The following is a 23,651-nucleotide window of genomic DNA, read 5'->3' as shown; positions in this document are numbered from 1 at the left end:
GACTTTACTCTTGCTTCTCAAAGAACAGAGTGATCGTTCCCACATCAACGCCCCACTTACTCATTTGGGCAACATTAAATAGGTGCTTCTCATTCTGACGATACATCCAATCGTTAATGCTTATGTCATAGGTTGTCCCATCAACAGGCACGCGTAGTACATACCGCCAATTTAAGGCGTTACCAGCAACGTCTCCTATCGCGTCACCAATAACATCATCGGCTTTCCCGATATAACGCCCGTGGCGATTTTGAGTAATAGTCCATACCCGCCGTTGCTCTTCATCATCATCAAAAATAAAATCTTCCTCAAGAATCAATTCCTCCCCTACAACGCGGCCTTTAATTCTAACTTCAAAACGTCGAGTCTGCTTACCACTTCTATCTTGCAACATTCCCCATGCTTTCACGCTGCCACTGAAATATTGAAAAAGGGCAAAATCAGGTTGTGTGCCTTGATACTCATCAATAGCCGTTGTACACCCAGCCAACGTAAGACTAAACAAAAAAATAAAACCTAACTTAACGTCACGCAAACATGTCGTAACTGATTTCATCATGGTGATACACCTTAAGCTGACAATATTATTAACAATTAATTACCCATTAACTGCTGTCGCATTCTTGGGTAGGCCGTGTTGGGTGAAAGCCAGATATTGAGAAAATATTGTGACATTTCATTTTCAGGGATAGCGCCAATCACTTTATTGTCTTGGTAAAAACGACCACGCTTCTGATTTAAAACAAAAATAAGCCTATCGCCATCTTTTACATCTGGCCAAATCGTGGCTAACACGTGTAGCCAACGTTGCCGCTTTAATGAACTCACATTTAAGTGCTGCCATTGTTCATCTGTCGCTTCAAGAAGTTCTTCTTTATCGATATTGCGTCGATACTTAATCACCAGAGCGACCTCACGTTGGCCTACCGTATAGTCACCGTCAGGTGTTCGTAGCTCAGAGTCATAAATCACCCAAGGCCCCCAAGTTAATGTTGCACTCCCCACCGTTGGCCATGACTGCCAAGGGATTGAGGCGCTCACCATAGAAGAGACACAGATGATTGATACCATGAATAGGCATAGCATCACGTATTTACCGGTGTAGTTGTAAATCATAAAACCTCCGACTTAAACAAGCTGTCAGCCATACCAAAATGGTACCAAGTAGCGACCATGTCACTAACAGCACACAAAATGTCATTGGCACGCCAAAAGGCCATTGAACTGCCTCTAATTGGCGTCCTGCCAAATAACTCATTGCGCCACCGAGAGTAAAAAACGCAATCACAATTATTTTGGGATAACTCAGTACGGTATGCCGCATAACCCAAACAAATGATCCAAAACCTATCCAAAGTAACATCAGCCAATAAGGGATCATCAGATTGGTGTTATCTAGTGCGTCCTGCGGCAACGTTGTTGCAGGGGGAAACACAAATAAACCCGCATGATACCAGACACTGTCAATCGTTATCCCAAGCAGACCCACGACGATCCCTGCGATGATTGACCCGCGATAGAACCACCAACAATTGGCGATAAGTACAGCCGAAAGCCATAAATAACTGTTTTGGCCAATGACACACACAAACCAAAACACATTGAACAATGCACCCACAATCACGGCTTCTTTCCAGTTCATTATGTCGTCCCATTGCATGTCAATCATTAAAGTCAGTCACGTTGCTATACACGCCACCCGCTACGGCTTACAACTATCTGAACCGTACTGATGCTTCGCTCGCGAAATCCTCCTTCACAGTAACAGAGGTAATATCGCCACATGCGTATAAACCGTTCATCAAACCCCTGCTGAACCAGTTGTTCTATATTGTTATTAAAACGAGCATGCCAATCTGACAATGTTCTTGCGTAGTCCATTCCGATATCTTTTATATCGCGGATGATAAAATCAGTCTGATCGGTCAACTGGGTCGTCAGTAAGGTAATGGATGGTAAAAAGCCACCAGGGAAAATATGTTTTTGGATAAAATCGACCCCTGTACTGTAATTATCATAACGCTGATCAGCGATAGTGATCGTTTGAATCGCCATTAAGCCATCAGGCTTAAGCAATGCCTGACATTTTTTTAGATACGTTGTTAAATACTCTTTCCCCACCGCTTCAATCATTTCAACGGAAACAACCTTGTCATATTCACCATCAAGATCGCGATAATCATTTAATAGTAATGTGATTTGATGATTTAACCCTTCTTCTTCAATTCGCGTCTTCGCCCACAGATACTGTGCTTCCGAAATTGTCGTTGTCGTGACACGACAGCCATAATGTTTCGCCGCATGAATGGCTAAAGCTCCCCAACCCGTACCAATCTCAAGCAGGTGATCACTAGGCTGTAAATTCAATTGCTGACAAAGCCTATCCATCTTATTGATTTGTGCATCTTCTAGGTTACAACTCTCTTGATCATAAATACCCGATGAATACAGCATGTTTACATCTAAGAAGATACGGTAAAAATCATTACCGAGATCATAATGAGCCATGATGTTTTGTTTAGCTGCCGCCTTATTATTACGTCGTGAACGGTGTAACCATTTTTCTTTGATGGTTGTTAACCAACCAACTTTGGCTTCTATTTTATCTAATATCGCTAAATTTCTAGCTATCACTTTAATAACTTGCGTTAAATCAGGAGAGTCCCACCAGCCATCTATATATGCCTCTGCGGCGGCAATGCTTCCCCCCGCTAATAGACGTTTATAAAATCCACTATTGTGCACAATAATCTGAGCCTGACATTCTGCAGAATGATCACCCAAATAGTAAGTTTCTCCATGATGTTCTGAAAAAGTGATGCCGACATCATTCATCTGGCCAATAATGTCGAACACCACTTTTTTTGCTATGTTATCAGACACAGTCAGCGCGCGTTCATTATTATTTACTTCACTTTTTATCATTAGAAAATCCTCATCTCAACGTTGCTTTCTGGCTGTAAAACGGACCCTTTTTTTGTTTATTCAGCGCGTGGGTAATCATAAAAAGGTGATTTTTTTAACCATAGCCTTAATGCTTGCCAATATATTCCGATAACAACTTTTATTGTCTGTATTGGCGTAGCGGCAATCAAACGCCACAGAACCAACGATGAGAAAGGCATTCGCTTCATACCCATAGTGGCATCAAGTACTTTTTTATCATTACTATTGTCGTGGATATCAAGGTGGACCAACACGTGCTTGTGTGGCTCATTCAATCGCCAATTATAATACTGTGTCATCGGATTAAACGGTGAAACATGAAACTGTTTATCTTCACGCCAATATGGGCTTGACCAATACTCGGTAGCGGGGAGTAAATAATAATGACGTTTATTCCACGGGGTATTACTCACTTCAACGAGTACCGATTGCCACCTCCCCGTATTATCGTAGAGGTAATAAAGATTGATTGGGCTAAAGTAGATACCAGCATAGCGAAGCTGGCATAACATCATCACTCTCCCATCGACAACCTGACTTCCCAGTGACGCCGATTTCGCGATCACCGCATGCTTCAGGGTCTGGTAATCATCCGCAGCTGTGGGCCTAATGATTTCATGGGGAAGGTAGTCCAAGGCATTAAGCCGGGCGAAGTGCCACCAGCGATGACCAAACCCTGTCACTGTACTTTCAAGCTGCTCCACCTCATCAAGATCAATCAGCGGCATAAACATCGGATAGCTGAAACGATGAACCACGGGCATAAAGCGTCGATGTCGTACGGTACCGATAAACAACGCACTATTCATACATTATTCCTTAAGATCACTACTTTTGAACTGACTACATTGAAACCATGCCTTTACAACAATTGCTGCTGATCATTTTTCGCCTGAACAACGGCTTCAGCCAATGGGTGTTCTTGCCTATCGTGACAATCATCAGAAACGTCCATACCCTCTATCGCCTCGACAATATCTAACCCACTTCGAACCCCGTCTTCATGGAAACCGTTATACCAATATGCCCCACAAAACCATGTATTTGGCTTACCATTGATCCGATGCCGTTGTTGTTGCGCAAGCAGACTACTGGTGGTGAAAACCGGGTGATCATAATTAAACCGTCGTAATATTTTTTGCGAATTAATCTGATCCGTTTGATTTAACGTGACACAAAAAGTTTCTGGGGACGAAATACCCTGCAAAATGTTCATGTTGTACGTCAAACTCGCCAGTTTGTGATCACGCTGACCATCAATCTCTTTTCCTAAATGGTAATTCCACGCTGCCCATGCCTTTTTTTCTCTGGGCAGCATTGCTTCATCCGTATGGAGTACCACTTCATTGTTCTGATAAGTCATTGCCCCAAGGACGGCGGCTTCATCAAGTGTTGGGTCTGCCAGTAATGCTAATGCCTGATCACTGTGGCAGGCCAAGATCGCATGATCATAAATCTCAGACACACCCTGCGCTGTCACTATCACTTTGCCATGACTGCGTCTAATACTCTTTACCGGTGTTGATAACCGAATACTGTCTTTAAACGGTTCAATTAGCCTAGTCACATATTCCCGAGATCCCCCCGGAATGACATACCATTTTGGTCGATTAAACACATCAAGCAGCCCATGATGACGAAAGAACCGAATGAAAAAGGCCAGCGGAAATCCCCGCATATCAGACAATGTCGAAGACCAAATCGCAGCGCCCATGGGGAGAATATAATTTTCAGAAAAATAACGGTTAAAAGCATTCGCCTCAAGAAACTCGCCTAGTGTTCGTGATTGTTCTGTATTCAGATCAACGTCAGTTGCTAACCGATTAAAACGGAAAATGTCCATAATAAAACGATAAAATCGAGGGTTTAACAGATTCCTCACCTGTGAAAACATTGAGCTTAACGTATTGCCATTATATTCAAGGCCATTCTCATCATTGTGTACACTGAAGCTCATCTCGGTCGGTTGACCATAAATACCTATGTCTGCCATGAGCTTTTCAAAATGGGGATAAGTACGATCATTAAACACAATAAAGCCAGTATCAATCGCATACTTTCCACTATTTACCTCAACATCTACCGTTGCCGTATGGCCGCCAACATAATCATTCGCTTCGTACAGCGTGATGTCATGATTTTGATGTAAATGATAAGCACATGTTAGCCCTGAAATACCGGTTCCTATGATGGCAATTTTCATTCTTATCTCCTTATCATTCGTTTGATAATGGCAATCTGTAAGTTTATGGGAAGCAATGCAATGGCTTTTAAAAGCAGGCTAAATGTCAGCGGAAAATAAATTTCATTCTGTTTACGTGCAATACCCTTCATAATTTTCGCCGCAGCAAATTGTGTCGTAACAAGCTGCGGCATCGGAAAATCGTTTTTATCAGTCAATGGGGTTTTTACAAAACCCGGACTCACGAGTGACACCGTCACGCCTTTATCAGCAAGATCTAATGACAAGGTATTGGCAATATAAGCAACAGCGGCTTTCGATGAGCCATACGCTTCAGCCCGAGGTAACGGTACGTAAGAGGCCGTTGAACCAACAATAACCAGATGCGTCATTGCGGTAAAACGATCCTGTACCGCTTCAATACTGTTGAGCAAGCCAAACACATTAACCTCATAGATGCGTCTAACCAAGGCTACATCTATCTGGCCATTTTCAATATATTCGCAAGTGCCAGCATTCAAAATGATAAGATCAGGTAAGGGGCATAACCCTTCTAACGCTGATCGTGTTTCATTTAAATCAACAATATTAAAACAAAGACTGACGATATTTTCATGCCGTGAAGATAAGCTATCCAGCCGGTGTTTATTTTGTCCGCATGCATACACATTCCAACCGCTATGGGCATATTCAACTGCGAGTTGCTCACCGATGCCTGAACTTGCTCCAGTAATTAACACCTGATTATTCATTGTATGCGTTGTCATATTGTCACCGCCCATCACCTATAACGAATCATCTGTAACCAATAACCTGAGTAAGCATTACACTTGTGATTTTAATTTACGGATCAGCGCACCAACGAAGGGGATACCTTCATAGATCATTTGCCCCATATCAAAGTAATCTCGATGCTGAATAACCTTTTCACCTGAAAACTGAATTCGTGAACAGCCTACGACTTTCTGCAACCTCCCATGAAACAACTTAGAGTGCGAAAACAGCATGGTCCATTGCAGATAGGCAACATCATCACGGCTTATACTTTCATGGATCTGAAACTGACACTCATCAACGGATTTAAATAGTCGTTCAAAATATGCCATTAGCGCGCTCAATCCTTCGATACGGTGCACCGGGTCTTCAAAAATCACATCATCATGGTAAATATCCGCAATGACCGAGACGTTATCTTTATCCATGTCAGAATATACTCTGGCAAACCTGTCAATTAGGGCTGTTGCGTCTTTATCCACCATACAATAAACCTCAAGATTCAAAATGTAAGCACGAGACAGCACTGTGTGTTTACCGCTCTATATTTAAAATATCCTGCATTGATTTTGCGTCCTTAAATGCCGCTATGGCTCTAACACGCGCAGTCTTGTGGTCAACTATGGGTGTCGGATAATTCAACCCATGGGCATTGGGCCACGCATGTGGTTGATGAATATATCTGTCTGGTACATCTTTCAGCTCTTCAACCCACTTCCGGATAAATACCCCATTTGGATCAAATCGCTCGCCTTGGGTTGTTGGATTAAATACCCGGAAATAAGGCTGCGCATCTGTCCCGGTAGATGCAGCCCATTGCCATCCACCATTATTCGAAGCGACATCACCATCAATTAAATGCCGCATAAACCATTGCTCACCGACTTGCCAATGAATAAGCAGATCTTTAGTTAAAAAACTGGCAGTGATCATTCGTAAGCGGTTATGCATCCAACCCGTTTTCTTAAGTTGTCTCATCGCGGCATCGACGATCGGAAAGCCTGTTATTCCATGTTGCCATGCGGTTAATAAGGCCTCTGAATGCTGCCAGTTAACGTACTTTGTCCATGAATGAAAGGGTTGATCACGGCTGAGCTTCGGCGCTGCCACAATAAGATGACGATAGAATTCGCGCCAAACGATTTCATTGAGCCAGATAAACGGTCCGCTTTCAGGCTCATCCAATCCATCGGGATACACATTCAATAATGCTGAGAGACACTGTCGTGGTGATAACATACCCAATGCTAAATAAGGGGAAAGGCAACTTGTGCCGTCTTTCGCCGGCAGATCTCTGCATTGATGGTATTCCATGGCCTTTTCCTGACAGAACATCAATAGTCGCTGACGGATTGCCTCTTCATCAACAGGCCAGTTCATACTTCCCGACCGAGTATCAGGTAAGGCATAAGTCAGGTCTATATTCCTCCCCATTCGATACGCGGTATGATGAACAGAGGTATCATTGTGCTGATAGCCGTCAACCTCTGGAAGCGGTGAAGGCCGGTTCGCTCGATACAACTTTAACCATTGCCGCCGAAATGGCGTAAAGATCTTAAACGGAGCTTCCTTCTGAGTGAGCACAGAACCAGGGGCAATCACACATTGATCATCATAAGCACTGAATCGTATCTTGTTATTCATCAGCAATTGACCAGCCTGTTCATCTCGCTGGCTTTCATTCCATTCATACTGCTTATTGCAATACACATGGTGAATCCGACACTGATCACTGATTTTAAGTAACGCCTGAGGCACGAGGCTATAGTCAGCCACTTCCACCACAATCAATGGGATTTCCTTTGCTCTGAGTTGATCACGCAAAACAGTTAATCGACGGCGTATCAGATCAATTTGTATGGGCGCAACATGGTGTTCATACCATTGCATCGGCGTTGAAATATAAATCGCCAGTAACGAGTCGCTGTTCGCGCGGGCTTGTGTCAGTGCGGTATTATCAACAATCCGTAAATCAGTTCGAAACCAGATCAATCCTCGGCGTTCATGAAGGCTCATATTGCCACTCCAGCAATTCAGGGTGGATTGAAGCAAGACTGCCTGAAAGATGTAATATGCCGGTTGTTTCTCTTAACAGGTTGTCTAATTGCACCAATTCAGCACGTTCGATTTTGTGGTCCCCATCCAGATAAATAACCTTCTCTGGCCATGCGTTCATCACCGAGATTAGCGGGATAAGCTTTCCTGTTATCTCAGTCAGCATCGTCACACTGTAACCTAAATGTGCAAGCTGACTGGCTTTAAGCCATACGCGGTAACTGGGCTGAGGGTCAAAACTCAACAGTAAGCATGGCTTCTTGTTTCGTTTACGGCTTGCTGCAACAAGGGCCATGCAACATTCATTCAGTACATTTCGCCACAGAGCAGACTGAATACTCAGCAATGGGTTATCACTGCAATCTATGATGCCGTTGAGCTTGTCTGCTATCTGGGTTTCAAATACATCCTCTGGGTACTCTTTCATCAATAATATCAATCGCTGATGAAGCAGTTTCGCATCCATGGCATTCAGTGCAGTGAGTAAACTTTCTACCGCTTGCCGACGATCACCATTCAGCTCATCAACCAGTGGTTCGACGGCTTTACCTTCCAGTAAGGGACGTACTTTCCCAATCGCGACGCCTTTTTCTAACCAACTCAGAATTTCCTTGATCTTGTTAATATCCTGCTGACTATAGAGCCGGTGACCCTTTTCGGTCCGCTGTGGGTTAATTAAACCATAGCGTCGCTGCCATGCACGTAACGTGACCGAATTCACCCCAGTGATGTCAGAGACATCTTTGATGGCGTACAAGCCTTGGCTCCTATTCTCTGTATCACAGTCCATAGCGTAGCTTTAGCTCCTCTGGATACGGGTCAATAAAGGTCTGAATTTGTAAATAGGGATCGGGGTACTCACGTAAATAGTGCTTAATCAACGCCATCGGTGCCAATATGGGCTGATGGCCTTGTTTATAACTGAGGATCAAATCTGCCAGTTCTTGCTTTTGCTCTTTGGTTAACGCCCGCTTAAAGTACCCTTGAAGGTGCATCAACACATTGGTTTTATTTTTGCGGCTTGCCCGTTCTTTAATTGCATCCATAAACTGCTGGCGATATTCGATGTAAAATTCATCTAAATTCCACGATTTAATTTCTGCCACCATCGGCCCCATGGCTTTGTAAGCTCGCGGTGAATGAGCCATCAGCACTAATTTGTAACGGGAGTGGAATTTGACAAAGGCATCGACAGACAAGTTATCGCGTACACAGTGATAAAAGTCACTTAGCGCAAAGATGCGAAAGACAAAGTTCTCTCGTAATACCGGATCGTTTAAACGGCCATCTTCCTCGATAGGTAACCATGGCATTTTGGCCATGAGTTCTTTGGTGTACACACCTACAGAGCCACCTGGCACAGTGTTGTTGTTGGATAGATATAATTTTACTCTCTCCATCCCACAAGTGGGGGATTTAGCACAAACCACATAACCACACAAGTTATCAAATTGGGTGATCTGCTTATGAGCGAATTTTTTCATTTTATCGGTATAGTCGAGGTCATCTTGCTTACTATCCACCAATCTTTCAGCACCTGATGGCAACTGTAGTAATCGGATTGCCGGGCGAGGGATTGTCATCCCGATACCTACTTCAGGGCAGACGGGTTTAAAGGTAAAATATTGCGATAATTCATCAACTACAAAGCGGTTCTGTTTATGCCCACCATCAAAACGAACTTGCTCGCCCAACACACACGCACTTATCCCTACCGTAATCGTCATAACAGACCCTTGTACAAATCAATCTTCTTGTACAAGTAACAATAGTGCAGGTTTTGATGTTGTACAAATGTTAATTTTGTATAACTCTGTGTACCCTTTCTGCGTTAGAAAAAGCCTTTTAACCATCAACAAAAAGGGAGCTTCAAGCTCCCTTTTTGTCTGATCAGTTATGCGTTACTGGCACTTTGAAACCATAATTTGCTCAGGTTCACCACTATCGGTAAATGTTAGGCTCCAAACATATCGACCTGCTTCCGGCAAAGTAACTGCCGTGTCTTTACCATAACCACCGGCTATAAGGGTTGCGGCAACACCCGCCTTTAGCTTCAACCCCTCAGCAGTATACTGTGGTGTCCAATCTTTACTGGCGTACTGCATTTTATAAGCCCCTGCTTTTTCTTCAACAATGGCCTGATAAAGATTATCCCCTTTGTATTGGTAAGCACGTTGTTCCTTGTGTTTCCAGCCTGCATCAGCAAAATCACCCACAACATAAAGCGTCTCTGAAATAGGGCCATGACCTTCTACCGTCGGGTTATCACATTGCGCCATGATCCCTTCACCCACCAGCGATACTGCGGCAGCAGACTGTTTGATGACGCCTGCCGCTGTAGCCTTTTCAATCTTAAGAAAACGAGGCTCAAAACCCGCTAAAGGAATCGCATACTCGCCGTTGTGTGCAGCGAAGGTCTCCCCTGTTAATAAGTCACGCAACTCACCTTGCGAGCCGATATCGTTGGCATTAAGGGTGATAGTATCAGCCTTATCCGTTAAACTCACCATATACAGCAGTGCCTCGTTATCTGCTTGTTTATGGTCAACATACACACTATCTGTCGCTAATACGTTAGTACGAATACCTTTAGATAATGCAGGATGTTGTTCACGTAGTGCCATCAGCGATGCAACGTAATTTTTAAGATCAATCTGCTTGGCATTAAGTGACACGGTCACTCCCTCAACTTTGGCACTGGTCCGTGCAACATGATCATCACACAACCCTTTTACCGCGCAGTCTTGTTTTACTTTCTGAGCAAATCCATCAACCTGATCACCGATTTCTTCACCGTAATACAAAGTTATTGGACCGGTATAAGCTGCCTGGAACGATAACGCAGCCTTATGCCGTTGCCAGTATTCGGTTTGCTCTGGTGAGGCAATTCCACCACGTTGCAGCAGATCCCCAAAACGCACTAAATCATGATTACCCAGCATCAAGTTTGGCTGAGCGTGATCAGGATACAGGCTATGTAGCGACATGCCTTCATTCAACCATTGTCCACCTTTGCGACTAACGCTGCTTTCATTGACAGCAAAAGTTTCAACAACACGATAACGCATTGGGAAATCAAACGCTGAGCACAAAGCAGGATCGCTTTCTTTTCCGTAGCCCGTATCCGTGATGTATTGTTCGTTGTTCCAGATTTCAGCCACCATATAACCTAACGGGTGGACAGTTTCTCCCTTATCGTTAACGTACGTCACCGACTTCGATGCGTTATCAACGCTTTTTCGAATGGCTTTCCAGGCATCTGTCGGCACTTGGTAGGCCTGATCAAGACGCCAACCATCAATCTTTAGCTCTTTAACCCAATAACTCGCCACTTCTTCATAAAACGCAAGGCTTTCTGGGTAACTCACTGGATTACTCTTACCTACTGGTAGACGTCCTTGCGGTGAGGCCACAACATTGCCCTTATGATGCCCGAACACCCCATCAAAGAAGACATACAGTCCTTTAGCGTGAGCCTGCTCAACCAATTGACGCGCTTGTTCCATGGTGCCAAATCGAGGATCAATAGCAAAATAGTTACTGGCGAAATACCCCGTCGCATCAAGCCTGTCAGCCCAGTGGTCTTGACCGTCAACAGGGATAGAATCAAACACAGGTGTCATCCAAATGGCATTCACACCCAATGATTTTATGTAATCAAGCGAATCAATGATCCCTTTCAAATCACCATTATGATGGCTGGTACCATAACCGGTGCCATGACCAACGGCCTTATCACCATCAACAAAGCTTTCAACCATAACCTGATAGATACGGAGATCATCCGTCATCGCGGCCATTTGGCTATCACAGGAGTAGCGGGGACCACTCACACTAGCTGTAGTATTGTCAGTTGCTTGATCCGTATTGCTGCAAGCGGTTAACGATGCAGCAATGGCCAATGCAAGATAAGAGCATAGATTCCGTTTCACGATGAAGATCTCCGAAGATTGGGTACACAACCATTATTCATACTGTCAACACATTAAAACCCTCCCTCGACTGGGGTTACAAGGCGTAGAGAGAGGGCGTAGAGAGAGGCGTAGTCATCAAAACGGTGTTTATTGATTTATTACCGCGATGTCATACTATTCCTAGCCCTACAAAATGAGACAAAACGCAATTACTGAACTTTTGCTAGCAGTGATAGCGACGACATTCTGTTATGTATTTCAGGTTTTCTCTATTCGCGTTTACCTAACGGGTATGTTTGCGATATTACGCCCAATTTCGAACATTTCTCTATAGAGAAGGCAAAGTCGGCTTTCGCCATGATGCTCAATAAACCAACAACTAGCGATTTTATTTAAAAGAATCCTGCTTCAGCTATTCTTTCCGCTGGTACAATATCGTCATACCAACGGGTATTTTTGAGGTAAGTAAAATGCAACATGACCAATTTGAAGCTTTGATTAAATCCCTGTGCGAGAAAGCAACCCTACCTGAGGTTCTGGATGCACTTAAAGCGTGTGAAGACACCGAGATTGCTGAAGCGGCTGAGTCTCTAACCGGACAATTCAATTTGGCGGAAATTGAGGGTGAACAACGAATTTACCATATTTCCATTGAAGAAAACGATGACGGTGAAGAGCAAGAGTACGCAGAGTGGATCATGAACGTCGGTGACGACGTAATCAAATTTGTCGCATGGTTCTTCTATGACATGTTTGATGTGAAACAAAAAGATGTTTACCAAGCGGCAGGTCGTACCTACCAGCAACCAAAGCGTAAATAATCTTTGCATCTAATCGCCGGTACGACCTTGCTATACAGCAACGCATTCTTGGTAATGCCGGCGTATTTTTAGTTTGGTGAGTTCAAATTCAGTGAATAAGGCTACATAGCCCCATACCGTCATCCCTATCTGTATCACACTAACGTTGAAAACTAGCAGCATTACCGCCCTGAAAGACTAACCTCATCCAAATTCACTCAACATCATACAAATGCCCTACTGGCTCTTTTTCGTAATGAAATACTATGGCGCATCTATACAGTAAAGTGGATATCTACAATGAGAAAAGTGCAATTAATTAACTCTGTTGGTATTGGCGGAGAGAACAAATACAACGATATTAAGAGTGTCCAAATAGCTCTAAATTTATTAGGCTTTAAAGATGGCAATAACCAAACACTGAGTGAAGATGGCTCATTAGGGCGAAATCCAGAGAAATCCAAAACAGTCGCCGCTCTAAAACGTTGCCAAAAAGACCTTGTAAGAATGGTCCGTCCCGATGGCAGAATCGATATTAATGGACGAACGCATAAAAAAATCAACGATAAACTCTCATCCATTGCCCCTGTCGCAGCGGCGGGGAATTCCTCAGCAACGGCGACTCAAGTCAACGCTAATAGCAAAGATCCTCGAAAGCTAAAGACACGAGAGGCCGTAGCCGCTGTGTATGGCGAAATCAGCGCTAATAAAACGTGGGCTAATCAGATTAAATATCACACCAAGTATACTTTGCCGAGCAGCCTTACTTCTCACCGCGATTACAATTGGATTAGCGTTTTTCACCCCCAAAAAATAAAGCTCAAACATTTTTACTGCAACAAAGATATGATTCCATTTCTAGACAAAGCATTAAGCTTTGTTGTCGATAGAGGGCTAGTTGCTGAACTAAAAGAGTTTGGAGGATCGATTTTTATAAGATCGTCTCGCGGAGCGTCTCAATGGTCGGCACATGCTTGGTCCCTGGCCATAGATATAAATATGACAGGCAATGGATTAGGCCAAGAGCCTTCGATGAATAGAGAGTTAGTAAAGTGCTTTAAAGATGCTGGTTTTGGTTGGGGAGGTGATTACAGTCGCAAAAAAGATGGAATGCACTTTACGTTAGCGGGTTTTGATATGCCGGCCTCAAGCTAGGAGTCTTTATCGTGAAATACGCCATTATTTTACTGTTAGCAGCAACCTTTTCATCGCTAGTAATGAGCAATGACGCTAACCACTACAACTTTAAAGAAACGACTACATGCAAGGAGACTGGCGATAACCCAAATCAAGCAGCGGTAACATCGACATGTGGTAACATTGGACGTTATTCAGTCGAACTAGCTCAAGTTCTACCTGACATCCAAGTTATTTCGCTTTTACGTAAAGACATTAAAATATTAAGTTGGTTTCATACTGTAACCAAGGAGCTCCCTTTTATACTGGACTTTCCAATCTACTGGCTAGTTGAACAAAATGAACCTCGCTATCTGCTTACCAAACTGAATATCGGTAGCGAAGAAGCAAATTTTGATTATCAACCTCACCTCGTCGTGAGTCGTGTTCAGAAAGATAAAATTTGTCCAATCCTTACACTTTCAACATTGGATATAAATGAAGCAAAGCAGTACATGCTAGAGAAAGCAGAAACGCAACTAGCCCAGCTACCTTGTCTTAAACCTGTAAATGAGCAGTAACAATTAAACCATTTATGGGGCTAAACTCACTGCTGACTTGTCTGTAATAAAAAGGGATATGTATTAATCAATCACCTACTGATGCATATCCCCTATCTACTCAGAAATAGCCATTCCTCTTCAAGCTTATTTGACACGCTGGCTTAACTTTTATCATGCTCTAACACCCCCATTGAATGATTGCAAAACAATAAAACCAAAGAGATCCAATATCTAAGTGATAGCTTTTCTTTGAAGTGGATAAAAACCAAAAACTCATTAATGCAATCGAATACCCACAATTATGCGCTGAGCTCATCAATGGCATTTACACATCAAAATACACCTAAAAGCAATCAAGTCATCTGTTATCCGCGCTCAGGAAACATTTTACAATGCTCCATAAATGGACTAAATTATAAATATACTCCATACAAGGACTATCATTATGAACCTAGCGAAAGAAAGTGGCTTTAGCACTAAAGCGTTGTCCATGGCTGGTTTTAAGGCAGCAGACAACATCCTTTCATCGTGGGGATGCACCGCGCAGCAGAGCCAGAATATACTGAAGCTCTCAAAATCGTCTTACCACAAGTACAAGGCAAACCCTGATAGCACGAAATTGAGCGATGATCAGCTTGAACGAGTAAGCTACATCCTGAACATACATCAGGCATTACGCATTGTGTTCGGCAATCCTGCTAACGTAAGCGGTTTTATGAGTATGAAGAATAACAATGACTACTTTGCTGGTCGTACACCGCTTGAAATTATCGAATCAGGTAAATTTGGTGACTTGTACGAGGTTGCTCGACGTATTGATGCATTAAGAGGTGGATTGTGGGGATAACGGATAATCAGCAACACATGAAAGGACATCGTCTGATTAATACCAAATACCCCCCTATCGATTTATTCGATAACGTGGCGAGCCCTGAAGAGTTTGAAATGCTTTATGCCATTCAAGCCATGACCAATCCACGATTACGTGATGAAGTCGGAGATATCACCTTAATTCACTCATCAGAAATCCCTTTTCATTGTGAACGCGGTAGAAGTTATGCCATGGCACCGTTTACACACATTAATCCTAATGGTGGTCGATTTAATGACGGCTATTTTGGTGCACTGTATATCGCGTCAGATGACCAGACAGCCGCATTAGAAGTTAAGCACCACCAGCAAAAGTACTGGTCAAACATAGAAGGGTTAGAATATGACCGCTTCTTGTTTCGAGGGTTGATCGTTACCCACGAACCCGCCCCCATTCATGTCGTCGCGCCAGATAACGCAGTGATGCTTAATCCTGATTGCTATGCGGCATCACAACAGCTCGCCCGCCATTTAAAAAAAGAGGGTTATCAAGCGATACAGTATCCATCAGTGCGTTCTGACAGTGGTATATGTTGGGCACTGTTCACCCCTAAGCCTGTTTATGATGTTGTACAAACTTACCTGCTTGAAATGATCTGGGATGGTGAACAAATAACAGAAGTCAACAAAGTCAAGATCATGACGGCGTAAACAACCGCTTGCGGTATTCCCGCGGTGAGCAACCATGATACTGACGGAATCGGTGGGTAAAGTTAAACGGGTCTTGATACCCCAAACGCTGTGCCACCATACCGACCGTCCATTCGCGGTAATAAAGTAAGTCGACAGCTTTTTCCATCCGTAATTCAATCAGTTTTTGCTGCGTCGAACAGTTATAAAGCTGCTTGGTGATTCTGTTCAGTTGCTCAGTGCTAAGATAACACTGCTTCGCAATTCCTTTTACTGACCAATTCAGGTGGAGCTGAGATTCAATCTCATTAAAGACACTTTGTACCCGTAATACCGAGTTAGACGGTGCCAGTGTTGCGGTTCCCAGAAGTAGGCGGGAAAGTTCGCTGGTAAACAGTTTTCGATAGCTCGATCGTCCCCCGGTCTCACAATGTAATAAATGCATGACGGACCAGATCTGCTCACATAAATACGAATCCTCTACCCGCTGCCCATTAAGTGCCAATGACTTCCATTTTCCTGTCGGATCTAACAGTATCCACGCCATTTTCCAATGGTTAGATAACTCGCTCAACTCAAAACGAAACGGCTGACCCGCGGGCAATACCGTCAGTGTATTCGGCGCAAGGCAATATTCCCGGTCTGTGGTGGTCAGTTTGCCCATCCCATCCAGGGTAAAGAGTAACGTATGATGGAACGTCAACTCACGTTCGATTTCGTAGCCTTCAGACAAATCAGCCAACCCAGCCATAAAAAAATCATTATCTTTAAACTCGGGTAAATCTGACTGAGTAAGAAACCGCTCCTTACAGGCTTCAGCTAAATAAACAACCTCTTTCCATTCCGTTATTTTCTGTGATAACGCGCGCCCTACCGTGCCAGATTTGCACAGGTTTTGTGGTTTTTCTAACATGTCGATTCTTTCCCTGCTCCGTTATAGTTGCCACCGTAATCAATGGGTATAAGACCATCATCGTCAGACTAACAAGGCGTCATCATGACAACACAAAATAACACACAATCAGCGCTACCTGACGGACTCGTCTCCCGTGTGGCGAAACTGGCTTTTCCCGTTGCCATTCAAAGCGCACTTGTCGCTATTCTGGCCCTTGCTGACGTTTTGATGGTCAGTGATTTTGGCCAGTCAGCCACTGCTGCAGTGGGTATTGCCTCTAAATGGCACTTTGTTGCCATTATGATCATGGCAGGCCTTGCCTCTGCCAATGGCGTGTTAGTCTCCCAGTATTGGGGGAAAAATGACAAAGTACATGCGAAAACCGTTACTTTACAAGCAATGAAATTTGGTGCCTCTATTATGGTGCCCGTGACGTTTATCATCACGTTTTTTGCGCCGCAAATCATGCAACTGCAAACCAATGATTTTCAAGTTATTGAGCAAGGTGCGCAATACCTTTGGTACAGTTTTCCTGTTTTAATCTTGACCCATATCATTATCACCGCAGAATCTAGCCTTCGCTCAAGTGGCGATGCCATGCTGCCGTTAATTTTAGGGGCAATCACTATTGCATTGAATATTTCCCTCAATTTCCTATTAATCAAAGGTGGATTGGGGATCCCTGCAATGGGGGTTGCAGGAGCTGCACTGGCAACGACCATTGCGCGATTTGCACAGGTATTGATGATGTGGGGTGTGATGGCATACCGCCATCATTGGCTATTAACCAGCAAAGCCATTCCAAAGCACCAAACGCTGTGGATGACCTACCGTAAACTGGCTATTCCCAATTCAGTCAATGCTCTACTTTGGGCGCTGGGTACTCTGACTTACCAAATCATTTTTGGTCACATGGGTACCACCGAATTGGCCGTATTTAGCATGATTGGTCCGTTTGAATCACTGCTGTATGCAACATTCATGGGTATTTCTGTCGCGTGCTCGGTGTTGATCGGTCAGTCTCTTGGTCGTGATGAATTTGATGTTGCTCAGGCAATGACTAAGTTTTTCTTAAAATTTGTCCTTATCTTAGGTATGGGGGTTGGTCTGTTCCTCTATATCAATCACAGCTTTGTATTGCAGTGGTTAAACTTGGATGCCGAACCACTTTCGCTTCTGGCGCAGCCTGCAATGCTGGTGATCAGCGTGGGGATCAGCCTGCGTATGCTAAACATGATCATTATTAACGGGATATTGCGGACTGGCGGTGAGAACTTATTCTGCCTAAGAATGGATTTTATCGCGATGTGGATGATAGGAATCCCTGTCACTGCATACAGTGCGTTCATTGGTAACTGGGATTATGGGACCGTGTATCTTGCAATGCTGACAGAAGAAGTCGTCAAGTTATCTCTGTGTTTTAATCGATATCTCAAGCGTCGTTGGCTAAATAACCTAACGGTACAGCCACAACCGGCAATCTGACCAATTTAAGCGCCGATAGTAATCGTATTATCGGCGTCTACTCGATTCAGCATCAATGTGTACCATCCTTTACTGCAAGGTAAAAACCGACATCAGCGACGTGAGTTTCAAGATCATAGCTGTGGTATAGCTCAAAGCACGGTCGGTCATCAATCATCAGTCCTGCTGTAATAGCTTCACCTTTCAATTGGTGCCAGCGTTCTCCATACTGCAACTTAGATTTTACAATTCCCCGCACCGTACAATACCGTCCTGCCGGCAACTGTTGCATTGCGATATCCCCGTCACACACAGTTCCCGGAGGTACAGTCAAGCACAAATCTGTGGTGCACTTTTCTGGCGCAATGTATTCCGGATCATCATGATATATAAAGAGACACTGCCCCCCCTGCACATTGTGCTCACCCGCCCACTGATATAAGCGGTCCAGAGCCGACTCATAATTCTCACCATAAGGACCCACGACTCTGATGTATGCGAGGCTGCGTTCAGTAATTACTTCACTCTTCATAATCTCACCTAGACTTAGTAGTGCTTAAGAAATCTATTCACAGTGGCCCTGCCACTAAGGTTAGTCTATGTTTGAATGGCTTAAGAATATCTTCAATGCAAATAATGCACATCACGATAATGTTGTGGATGACAACAAACCATCGCCTGAAGTGGATGATGACCTTGAAAGCAATTACGCCAAAGGCAGTCCCGGTGAGGAAGGCAACGATGGCAGTGGTGATGACGGCGATTAAAAAACAGAAGAAAAATAGAGGAAGGCTGAACACTCAGCCTCCTTTTCTTAGCGTCATGCGCCGAGGCGATAAACTAATTACAAACAGCTAAGTCGAAACTCCCCATCTAAATCAGAAGGTAATATTAGTGTACTGAACTGCATACCCAGTGATTTTGTACACAAAGCTTCTTTCTCTTTTCCGTCTTGAATATATTTTGTTGCATATTCGACATTCAATACCGGTTTTCCATTATCAATAAAAGGGATAAGTAAGTTACATTCTGAATTATCAAAACATTGCTCATTGACAGCAAAGTCATAATAATCAACAAGTTCTATAGCTTGCTCAATGTTATTTTTCAAACCTACCGCGAGATTTCTCGAATGCGCTTCGTTTGCTATCGTACGATTGAAACGAAGCTGATCGTTAAAAGTAAGATTAAAGCCAGTATTATTCGTGTAACCATCCACATTGTCAGGTTCAACGCCATCGCAACCTTTTTTTGCAGCAAGATCGAGCCTCTCTTTCACTATCAACAATACATTAGGTGATCGGATATCTAACCAGTTCTCACCAGGCCAATTATCCAGAGGGAGACCAATATCTGAAAGATTAAATTTATTTTCATCCGAACGCCATTGCTCATAAGTCCCGGCTGAAAAGTAACAAATAACCTTTATTTTATCAGCTTGAAGCTGTTGAATGAGAACTGTTGATGAATCAAATAAATCAATGTCATATATGTTTACATTATAAGATGTATTAACCTCGCCACTTAACTGCCATTGCCATGTAGAAAAAATAGGCGGTCGATACCAGTTACCCGTTGTTTCTGGCGAATTTTCCACATCATCAGTTACAGTGGTGATCTCTGTTTCATCGCCACCACCACAGCCAAACAATAGTAAAAAAGCAACGATTTGAATGATTAATGATTGTATTATTTTATTCATATTCTACAGTCTACATTCCACCCTGAAATAACGCTAATTAATATTAGTCATTCACTAATGTAAACATGTCGCATAAGCTAATATTTTATCAGAACCTCCTGCTCTTTGTTCTTAAATCTTATTTTGATAACAATCCACGCACCGGAATAATCTTAATTTTTTCGAGCACAGAAGAAATAACACAAACTGAATTTCAACTTCGTATTAACACGAACGTACGCCATGAGGAACCATCAAGCGTGTGAAACACTACATTCTTCACATTGAAAATATGCAAAGTCTCTTCCTGTTATTACGACTACTCAATAAGCATGAAATCAGTTTGAATGAGGCGGTAGATACACATCCATAACGTGAAATTTATAACTATCAATACCAAATCCAACAACGTAGAAAATCACAATATACGCCTGCCACTGATCACCTTATTCACCGTCGATGATACAGTGAATTCGCAGTAGCTAGCCTACTCTGGATTTGAATGGAAAGGAGTTCCTATGACAATAACAACAAGTGCTTCGCCCACCCCGACCCTGTTACAACGCGTATCCTCGTTCTTCACCCATGTAGTACAACGCTATCTGCCTGATCCCTTTTTATTTGCAGCCATCCTTACTTTTGTTGTTTTCCTCATTACCATTCCCGTTACCAATCAATCCCCCCTTCAAGTTGTTGATGCTTTTGCTGGCGGATTCTGGAATTTACTGGCATTTGCAATGCAAATGGCAATGGTCGTCGTAACGGGGCATGCAATGGCATCTGCACCGGTTTCAAAACGTTTTTTAGCTAATCTTGCCGGTTATGCGACCACACCAACGCAAGCGATAATGATTGTTACCTTTATTTCAGCAGTCGCTTGTTTGATCAACTGGGGCTTTGGTTTAGTGGTTGGCGCTATTTTCGCTAAAGAACTTGCCGCGCGAGTGAGAGGCGTTGACTATCGCTTGCTGATTGCATCTGCCTATACCGGATTCCTCTTCTGGCATGGTGGATTATCTGGCTCTGTACCTCTATCGCTTGCCACAGGTATCGGCTTATCTGAAGCAACGTCTGGTGCGCTTACCGAGGCGGTACCAACGAGCGAAACTATTTTCTCTGTGGTAAACATGACGATCGTCGGTGTTATGCTAATCGTCATTCCATTGGTTAATAAAGCAATGCACCCTAGCGCGGAAAATACCTTTGTTATTGACCCATCACTATTAGATGACAGTGAAAACCAAGTACAGGAAGCGACCCCAACGACCCCGGCCGAACGTTTAGAGCAAAGTGTGTGGGTAAACCGTGCTCTAGCTTTACTGGGATTTTCTTACATCATCAGCTATTTCATCGACAATGGTTTCGCTCTTAACCTAAACATCGTTAACTTTGTATTCTTGTTTACCGCTATATTGCTACACGGAACCCCCAAACGCCTTCTCCATGCCATTGCACAAGGGACAAAAAACACATCGGGTATCCTACTCCAGTTCCCATTTTATGCTGGCATTATGGGCATGATGGTCGCAACTGGCCCTAATGGCGTTTCAGTCGCAGGTGCGGTATCTGATTGGTTTGTTGCTATCTCGAACGAAACCACATTCCCGATGTTCACTTTCCTCAGCGCGGGTATTGTTAACTTCTTTGTTCCTTCTGGTGGCGGCCAATGGGCAGTGCAAGCCCCCATCATGATGCCTGCAGGCTTAGAGCTTGGTGTTCCCGCAGCGAAAACAGCAATGGCGATTGCCTGGGGTGATGCATGGACTAATATGATCCAACCGTTCTGGGCTCTACCCGCCCTGAGTATTGCAGGTCTCAATGCTAAAGACATTATGGGTTACTGTATCGTTACCTTGTTCGCATCAGGTGTCATCATCTGCACAGCATTTTTGTTCCTATAACCGATAAAGACAAGCCATCGCCTGCGGTGGCTTGTTTACTCCAACCATCCGCACCCTGCTACTAACCCACAATCCTTGTAACATGGCTTACCCTTATCCCTTCAAAAGTAAAACGGTTTAACTTATTAATGAAAGTATTAGTTTGTGATCAATAGCTATACCATAAACGCAATTCGTGGATTCAGTCACTGAATACATTTGTGCTTTCTCTTATCTTTGCGTCCTCAGGAATTTGCCGTAGTTAAGGTATCTATGCTAGATAAAATGGACTTTTTCGTTTGTGTTATTCGCTGCGGCTCAATTTCTGCTGCTTCGCGAAAATTCAATATATCTTGCTCGGCAGGCAGTCGGTGGTTACAAGAGCTTGAGTCCCATTTTGGCATGACATTAATGCGCCGCTCAAATCGATTATTAACGCTCACCCCGGCAGGACAGAAGCTGTTTGATGATTTTTCCCCCTTAGCTGACAGCGCAGACCAACTACGTCGCTCTATTCAAGACTTTAAAACCGAAGATATTGGTCACATCAACATTGCCTGTACGCCGGTTTATGCGAATCATTTCTTAATGAAACGAGTGGCCGAATACATGGATGAGCACCCCAATGTTACGTTTAATATCGTGGTTTCACCCTGGGCGCTCGATTTAGCGGCTGAGTCTGACTTGATGATTTCGGCTAATGCTCATTATCAGGGCTACCGCGAAAAAGACTTACATCTAGTGCGCCGTGAATTGTATCAATGCCCTTTCATTCCGATTGCGACACAAGCTTATATTGACAAATATGGCTTACCCTTACTACCTTCGGATCTCACTCAACATCGCTGCTTATTTGCCTCAACACTGACTGGCAGCAATGATTGGATATTCTCATTAGGCGATGAATCCGAGATGATAAAAATTCCCAAAACGCTCGAAGTCAACGACAGTGATTTATTGCTCGACGGCGTGATGAATAATGCAGGCATAGGCTACCTGCCGGAGTTTTTGGTGAGTGAGTCAATCGAACGAGGCGACATTGTGCGTTTACTTCCCGACTATGCCACCAGTATTTGGAGTGTTAATCTCTATTATCACCCACCACAAAAGGCTTCTACCGTGGCAACCCATTTCAAAAACACTCTACTTGCCGCCCCTTTCAATAAATAAACCGTCATTTAGCCAGCATAGTATGTATGCTACGTTCTATGCAGGCTAAACTAAATTTGAGTACACCATAATCACGATGAAAGCATAACTTTTATACCTAACAAGGCAAATAACCCACCCGTTACGTAGTCCATTACACCTGAAATACGGCCATAAACGCTTTTTGCTGATTCATGTGAGAATGCAGTCGCAAGAAACAAATGCCAACTAAGTGTAATAGAGGACATTGTTAACATTATGGCTAATATCATCCCTGCACTCATATTTAGTGGCATAGAAACACTGAATAAACTGATCACAAAGAAACCCGTTTTAGGATTCAAAATACTTGTCATAAATGCAGACATAAAAACTTTTTTCTTCGATGGTAATATCATTTGATTGTTTCCATCCCCGTCACCTAACTTCTTGGTCTTTCTAGTCAGGTAGATTTGACGAACACCCAAATATAATAAATAACAGCCACCTACGACTTTCATAAGATCAAAGACATTTGGAAAATTAGCGAATAGAATAGCCAAACCCGAACCACCCAAAAGAGCCCATAATAATGTTGCACAACTAACACCAAAAGCTGAAAACATAGCAAGATAACGGTTACAACGAAGTGCTGTATTGATAGTTAAAAGTACATTTGCACCAGGTGTCGCAACAGCTAGCATCCAAATTAAGGCCACATGAGAAATAACTAATAAATATTCCATCAACTCC

Annotated in this window: 25 protein-coding genes; 9 read left to right on the top strand and 16 right to left on the bottom strand. The window is 43.4% G+C overall.

Features of this window, described 5'->3' with window-relative positions; translation table 11 throughout:
- Window positions 1-4: 4 nt before the first annotated feature.
- The 12 genes from L4D12_RS02520 to L4D12_RS02465 all read right to left on the bottom strand — a co-directional run bounded on the left by L4D12_RS02520 (window position 5) and on the right by L4D12_RS02465 (window position 11,757).
- The gene (locus L4D12_RS02520; protein WP_428446366.1) at window positions 5-556 is read right to left on the bottom strand and encodes a DUF3833 domain-containing protein; all 552 of its coding nucleotides are present in this window, start codon (window positions 554-556) and stop codon (window positions 5-7) included.
- Window positions 557-594: 38 nt separating this feature from the next.
- A complete protein-coding gene (locus L4D12_RS02515; RefSeq protein ID WP_428446243.1) occupies window positions 595-1,116 on the bottom strand; it encodes a chalcone isomerase family protein in 522 nt (173 codons plus the stop codon).
- The gene (locus L4D12_RS02510) at window positions 1,094-1,642 is read right to left on the bottom strand and encodes a DUF2878 domain-containing protein (RefSeq protein ID WP_428446242.1); all 549 of its coding nucleotides are present in this window, start codon (window positions 1,640-1,642) and stop codon (window positions 1,094-1,096) included. Before L4D12_RS02510 ends, L4D12_RS02515 begins: the two co-directional genes overlap by 23 nt.
- Window positions 1,643-1,686: 44 nt before the next feature.
- Complete coding sequence (locus L4D12_RS02505; protein WP_428446241.1) at window positions 1,687-2,925, bottom strand: class I SAM-dependent methyltransferase; 1,239 nt, start codon at window positions 2,923-2,925, stop codon at window positions 1,687-1,689.
- Window positions 2,926-2,981: 56 nt separating this feature from the next.
- Window positions 2,982-3,755, bottom strand: coding sequence for a DUF1365 domain-containing protein (locus L4D12_RS02500; protein WP_428446240.1), 774 nt, complete (start codon window positions 3,753-3,755; stop codon window positions 2,982-2,984).
- A 53-nt stretch (window positions 3,756-3,808) separates the two neighbouring features.
- Entirely contained in the window at window positions 3,809-5,149 is a 1,341-nt protein-coding gene (locus tag L4D12_RS02495) for an NAD(P)/FAD-dependent oxidoreductase (protein WP_428446239.1), read from the bottom strand.
- Between the two features lie 2 nt (window positions 5,150-5,151).
- Window positions 5,152-5,895 carry an SDR family NAD(P)-dependent oxidoreductase gene (locus L4D12_RS02490; protein WP_428446238.1) on the bottom strand — a complete coding sequence of 248 codons (744 nt, stop codon included), beginning with the start codon at window positions 5,893-5,895 and terminating at the stop codon, window positions 5,152-5,154.
- Between the two features lie 57 nt (window positions 5,896-5,952).
- Window positions 5,953-6,387: a nuclear transport factor 2 family protein gene (locus L4D12_RS02485; protein ID WP_428446237.1), complete on the bottom strand. Its 435-nt coding sequence runs from the start codon at window positions 6,385-6,387 to the stop codon at window positions 5,953-5,955.
- A 49-nt stretch (window positions 6,388-6,436) separates the two neighbouring features.
- Window positions 6,437-7,918, bottom strand: a complete 1,482-nt coding sequence (phrB, locus tag L4D12_RS02480; protein ID WP_428446236.1) for a deoxyribodipyrimidine photo-lyase — start codon at window positions 7,916-7,918, stop codon at window positions 6,437-6,439.
- On the bottom strand, window positions 7,905-8,714 hold the full coding sequence (locus L4D12_RS02475; RefSeq protein WP_428446235.1) for a MerR family transcriptional regulator: 810 nt from the start codon (window positions 8,712-8,714) through the stop codon (window positions 7,905-7,907). Before L4D12_RS02475 ends, phrB begins: the two co-directional genes overlap by 14 nt.
- Window positions 8,715-8,736: 22 nt before the next feature.
- Window positions 8,737-9,684 (bottom strand): YbgA family protein, encoded by a 948-nt coding sequence (locus L4D12_RS02470; protein WP_428446234.1) that lies wholly within the window; start codon window positions 9,682-9,684, stop codon window positions 8,737-8,739.
- A 174-nt stretch (window positions 9,685-9,858) separates the two neighbouring features.
- On the bottom strand, window positions 9,859-11,757 hold the full coding sequence (locus L4D12_RS02465; protein WP_428446365.1) for an alpha-amylase family glycosyl hydrolase: 1,899 nt from the start codon (window positions 11,755-11,757) through the stop codon (window positions 9,859-9,861).
- 584 nt (window positions 11,758-12,341) lie between these two features.
- On the opposite strand from L4D12_RS02465, the gene L4D12_RS02460 reads away from it, so the two are divergent.
- The 5 genes from L4D12_RS02460 to L4D12_RS02440 all read left to right on the top strand — a co-directional run bounded on the left by L4D12_RS02460 (window position 12,342) and on the right by L4D12_RS02440 (window position 15,871).
- Window positions 12,342-12,692 (top strand): hypothetical protein, encoded by a 351-nt coding sequence (locus tag L4D12_RS02460; RefSeq protein WP_428446233.1) that lies wholly within the window; start codon window positions 12,342-12,344, stop codon window positions 12,690-12,692.
- Window positions 12,693-12,971: 279 nt separating this feature from the next.
- Window positions 12,972-13,826 carry a M15 family metallopeptidase gene (locus tag L4D12_RS02455; RefSeq protein ID WP_428446232.1) on the top strand — a complete coding sequence of 285 codons (855 nt, stop codon included), beginning with the start codon at window positions 12,972-12,974 and terminating at the stop codon, window positions 13,824-13,826.
- Between the two features lie 11 nt (window positions 13,827-13,837).
- Window positions 13,838-14,368: a hypothetical protein gene (locus tag L4D12_RS02450; protein ID WP_428446231.1), complete on the top strand. Its 531-nt coding sequence runs from the start codon at window positions 13,838-13,840 to the stop codon at window positions 14,366-14,368.
- Window positions 14,369-14,795: 427 nt separating this feature from the next.
- A complete protein-coding gene (locus tag L4D12_RS02445) occupies window positions 14,796-15,197 on the top strand; it encodes an MbcA/ParS/Xre antitoxin family protein (protein ID WP_428446230.1) in 402 nt (133 codons plus the stop codon).
- A gap of 17 nt (window positions 15,198-15,214) precedes the next feature.
- Entirely contained in the window at window positions 15,215-15,871 is a 657-nt protein-coding gene (locus L4D12_RS02440) for an RES family NAD+ phosphorylase (RefSeq protein ID WP_428446229.1), read from the top strand.
- Here the strand turns inward: L4D12_RS02440 and L4D12_RS02435 are convergent.
- Window positions 15,858-16,763, bottom strand: a complete 906-nt coding sequence (locus tag L4D12_RS02435; protein WP_428446228.1) for an AraC family transcriptional regulator — start codon at window positions 16,761-16,763, stop codon at window positions 15,858-15,860. The two genes, L4D12_RS02440 and L4D12_RS02435, sit on opposite strands and share 14 nt — an antisense overlap.
- Window positions 16,764-16,847: 84 nt before the next feature.
- Here L4D12_RS02435 and L4D12_RS02430 point away from each other — a divergent pair, with 84 nt between their 5' ends.
- Complete coding sequence (locus L4D12_RS02430; RefSeq protein ID WP_428446227.1) at window positions 16,848-18,230, top strand: MATE family efflux transporter; 1,383 nt, start codon at window positions 16,848-16,850, stop codon at window positions 18,228-18,230.
- A gap of 52 nt (window positions 18,231-18,282) precedes the next feature.
- On the opposite strand, the gene L4D12_RS02425 is transcribed toward L4D12_RS02430, so the two are convergent.
- On the bottom strand, window positions 18,283-18,741 hold the full coding sequence (locus L4D12_RS02425; RefSeq protein ID WP_428446226.1) for an AraC family transcriptional regulator: 459 nt from the start codon (window positions 18,739-18,741) through the stop codon (window positions 18,283-18,285).
- A 67-nt stretch (window positions 18,742-18,808) separates the two neighbouring features.
- Between L4D12_RS02425 and L4D12_RS02420 the strand changes: the two genes are divergently transcribed.
- Window positions 18,809-18,976: a hypothetical protein gene (locus L4D12_RS02420; RefSeq protein ID WP_428446225.1), complete on the top strand. Its 168-nt coding sequence runs from the start codon at window positions 18,809-18,811 to the stop codon at window positions 18,974-18,976.
- 77 nt (window positions 18,977-19,053) lie between these two features.
- On the opposite strand, the gene L4D12_RS02415 is transcribed toward L4D12_RS02420, so the two are convergent.
- On the bottom strand, window positions 19,054-19,911 hold the full coding sequence (locus L4D12_RS02415; RefSeq protein ID WP_428446224.1) for an endo alpha-1,4 polygalactosaminidase: 858 nt from the start codon (window positions 19,909-19,911) through the stop codon (window positions 19,054-19,056).
- 497 nt (window positions 19,912-20,408) lie between these two features.
- On the opposite strand from L4D12_RS02415, the gene L4D12_RS02410 reads away from it, so the two are divergent.
- Window positions 20,409-21,791 (top strand): short-chain fatty acid transporter, encoded by a 1,383-nt coding sequence (locus tag L4D12_RS02410; RefSeq protein ID WP_428446223.1) that lies wholly within the window; start codon window positions 20,409-20,411, stop codon window positions 21,789-21,791.
- Between the two features lie 252 nt (window positions 21,792-22,043).
- On the top strand, window positions 22,044-22,940 hold the full coding sequence (locus L4D12_RS02405) for a LysR family transcriptional regulator (protein ID WP_428446222.1): 897 nt from the start codon (window positions 22,044-22,046) through the stop codon (window positions 22,938-22,940).
- 71 nt (window positions 22,941-23,011) lie between these two features.
- On the opposite strand, the gene L4D12_RS02400 is transcribed toward L4D12_RS02405, so the two are convergent.
- Entirely contained in the window at window positions 23,012-23,644 is a 633-nt protein-coding gene (locus L4D12_RS02400) for a LysE family translocator (RefSeq protein ID WP_428446221.1), read from the bottom strand.
- Window positions 23,645-23,651 lie beyond the last annotated feature (7 nt).

The organism is Photobacterium nomapromontoriensis (assembly GCF_050336815.1).
Classification (GTDB): Bacteria; Pseudomonadota; Gammaproteobacteria; order Enterobacterales; family Vibrionaceae; genus Photobacterium; species Photobacterium nomapromontoriensis.
The sequence above is the reverse complement of the archived record's forward strand: the minus strand, read 5'-3'. Positions and strand labels throughout refer to the sequence as shown.

Excerpts from the sequence above, each read along its gene's own strand:
- L4D12_RS02500 (WP_428446240.1), bottom strand. The coding sequence starts at position 3,755 with ATGAATAGTGCGTTGTTTATCGGTACCGTACGACATCGACGCTTTATG.
- L4D12_RS02420 (WP_428446225.1), top strand. The coding sequence starts at position 18,809 with ATGTTTGAATGGCTTAAGAATATCTTCAATGCAAATAATGCACATCAC.
- L4D12_RS02415 (WP_428446224.1), bottom strand. The coding sequence starts at position 19,911 with ATGAATAAAATAATACAATCATTAATCATTCAAATCGTTGCTTTTTTA.
- L4D12_RS02430 (WP_428446227.1), top strand. The coding sequence starts at position 16,848 with ATGACAACACAAAATAACACACAATCAGCGCTACCTGACGGACTCGTC.
- L4D12_RS02485 (WP_428446237.1), bottom strand. The coding sequence starts at position 6,387 with ATGGTGGATAAAGACGCAACAGCCCTAATTGACAGGTTTGCCAGAGTA.
- phrB (WP_428446236.1), bottom strand. The coding sequence starts at position 7,918 with ATGAGCCTTCATGAACGCCGAGGATTGATCTGGTTTCGAACTGATTTA.
- L4D12_RS02405 (WP_428446222.1), top strand. The coding sequence starts at position 22,044 with ATGCTAGATAAAATGGACTTTTTCGTTTGTGTTATTCGCTGCGGCTCA.
- L4D12_RS02460 (WP_428446233.1), top strand. The coding sequence starts at position 12,342 with ATGCAACATGACCAATTTGAAGCTTTGATTAAATCCCTGTGCGAGAAA.
- L4D12_RS02435 (WP_428446228.1), bottom strand. The coding sequence starts at position 16,763 with ATGTTAGAAAAACCACAAAACCTGTGCAAATCTGGCACGGTAGGGCGC.
- L4D12_RS02425 (WP_428446226.1), bottom strand. The coding sequence starts at position 18,741 with ATGAAGAGTGAAGTAATTACTGAACGCAGCCTCGCATACATCAGAGTC.
- L4D12_RS02495 (WP_428446239.1), bottom strand. The coding sequence starts at position 5,149 with ATGAAAATTGCCATCATAGGAACCGGTATTTCAGGGCTAACATGTGCT.
- L4D12_RS02510 (WP_428446242.1), bottom strand. The coding sequence starts at position 1,642 with ATGAACTGGAAAGAAGCCGTGATTGTGGGTGCATTGTTCAATGTGTTT.
- L4D12_RS02440 (WP_428446229.1), top strand. The coding sequence starts at position 15,215 with ATGAAAGGACATCGTCTGATTAATACCAAATACCCCCCTATCGATTTA.
- L4D12_RS02490 (WP_428446238.1), bottom strand. The coding sequence starts at position 5,895 with ATGACAACGCATACAATGAATAATCAGGTGTTAATTACTGGAGCAAGT.
- L4D12_RS02515 (WP_428446243.1), bottom strand. The coding sequence starts at position 1,116 with ATGATTTACAACTACACCGGTAAATACGTGATGCTATGCCTATTCATG.
- L4D12_RS02520 (WP_428446366.1), bottom strand. The coding sequence starts at position 556 with ATGAAATCAGTTACGACATGTTTGCGTGACGTTAAGTTAGGTTTTATT.
- L4D12_RS02505 (WP_428446241.1), bottom strand. The coding sequence starts at position 2,925 with ATGATAAAAAGTGAAGTAAATAATAATGAACGCGCGCTGACTGTGTCT.
- L4D12_RS02445 (WP_428446230.1), top strand. The coding sequence starts at position 14,796 with ATGAACCTAGCGAAAGAAAGTGGCTTTAGCACTAAAGCGTTGTCCATG.
- L4D12_RS02400 (WP_428446221.1), bottom strand. The coding sequence starts at position 23,644 with ATGGAATATTTATTAGTTATTTCTCATGTGGCCTTAATTTGGATGCTA.
- L4D12_RS02410 (WP_428446223.1), top strand. The coding sequence starts at position 20,409 with ATGACAATAACAACAAGTGCTTCGCCCACCCCGACCCTGTTACAACGC.
- L4D12_RS02470 (WP_428446234.1), bottom strand. The coding sequence starts at position 9,684 with ATGACGATTACGGTAGGGATAAGTGCGTGTGTGTTGGGCGAGCAAGTT.
- L4D12_RS02455 (WP_428446232.1), top strand. The coding sequence starts at position 12,972 with ATGAGAAAAGTGCAATTAATTAACTCTGTTGGTATTGGCGGAGAGAAC.
- L4D12_RS02465 (WP_428446365.1), bottom strand. The coding sequence starts at position 11,757 with ATGGCCGCGATGACGGATGATCTCCGTATCTATCAGGTTATGGTTGAA.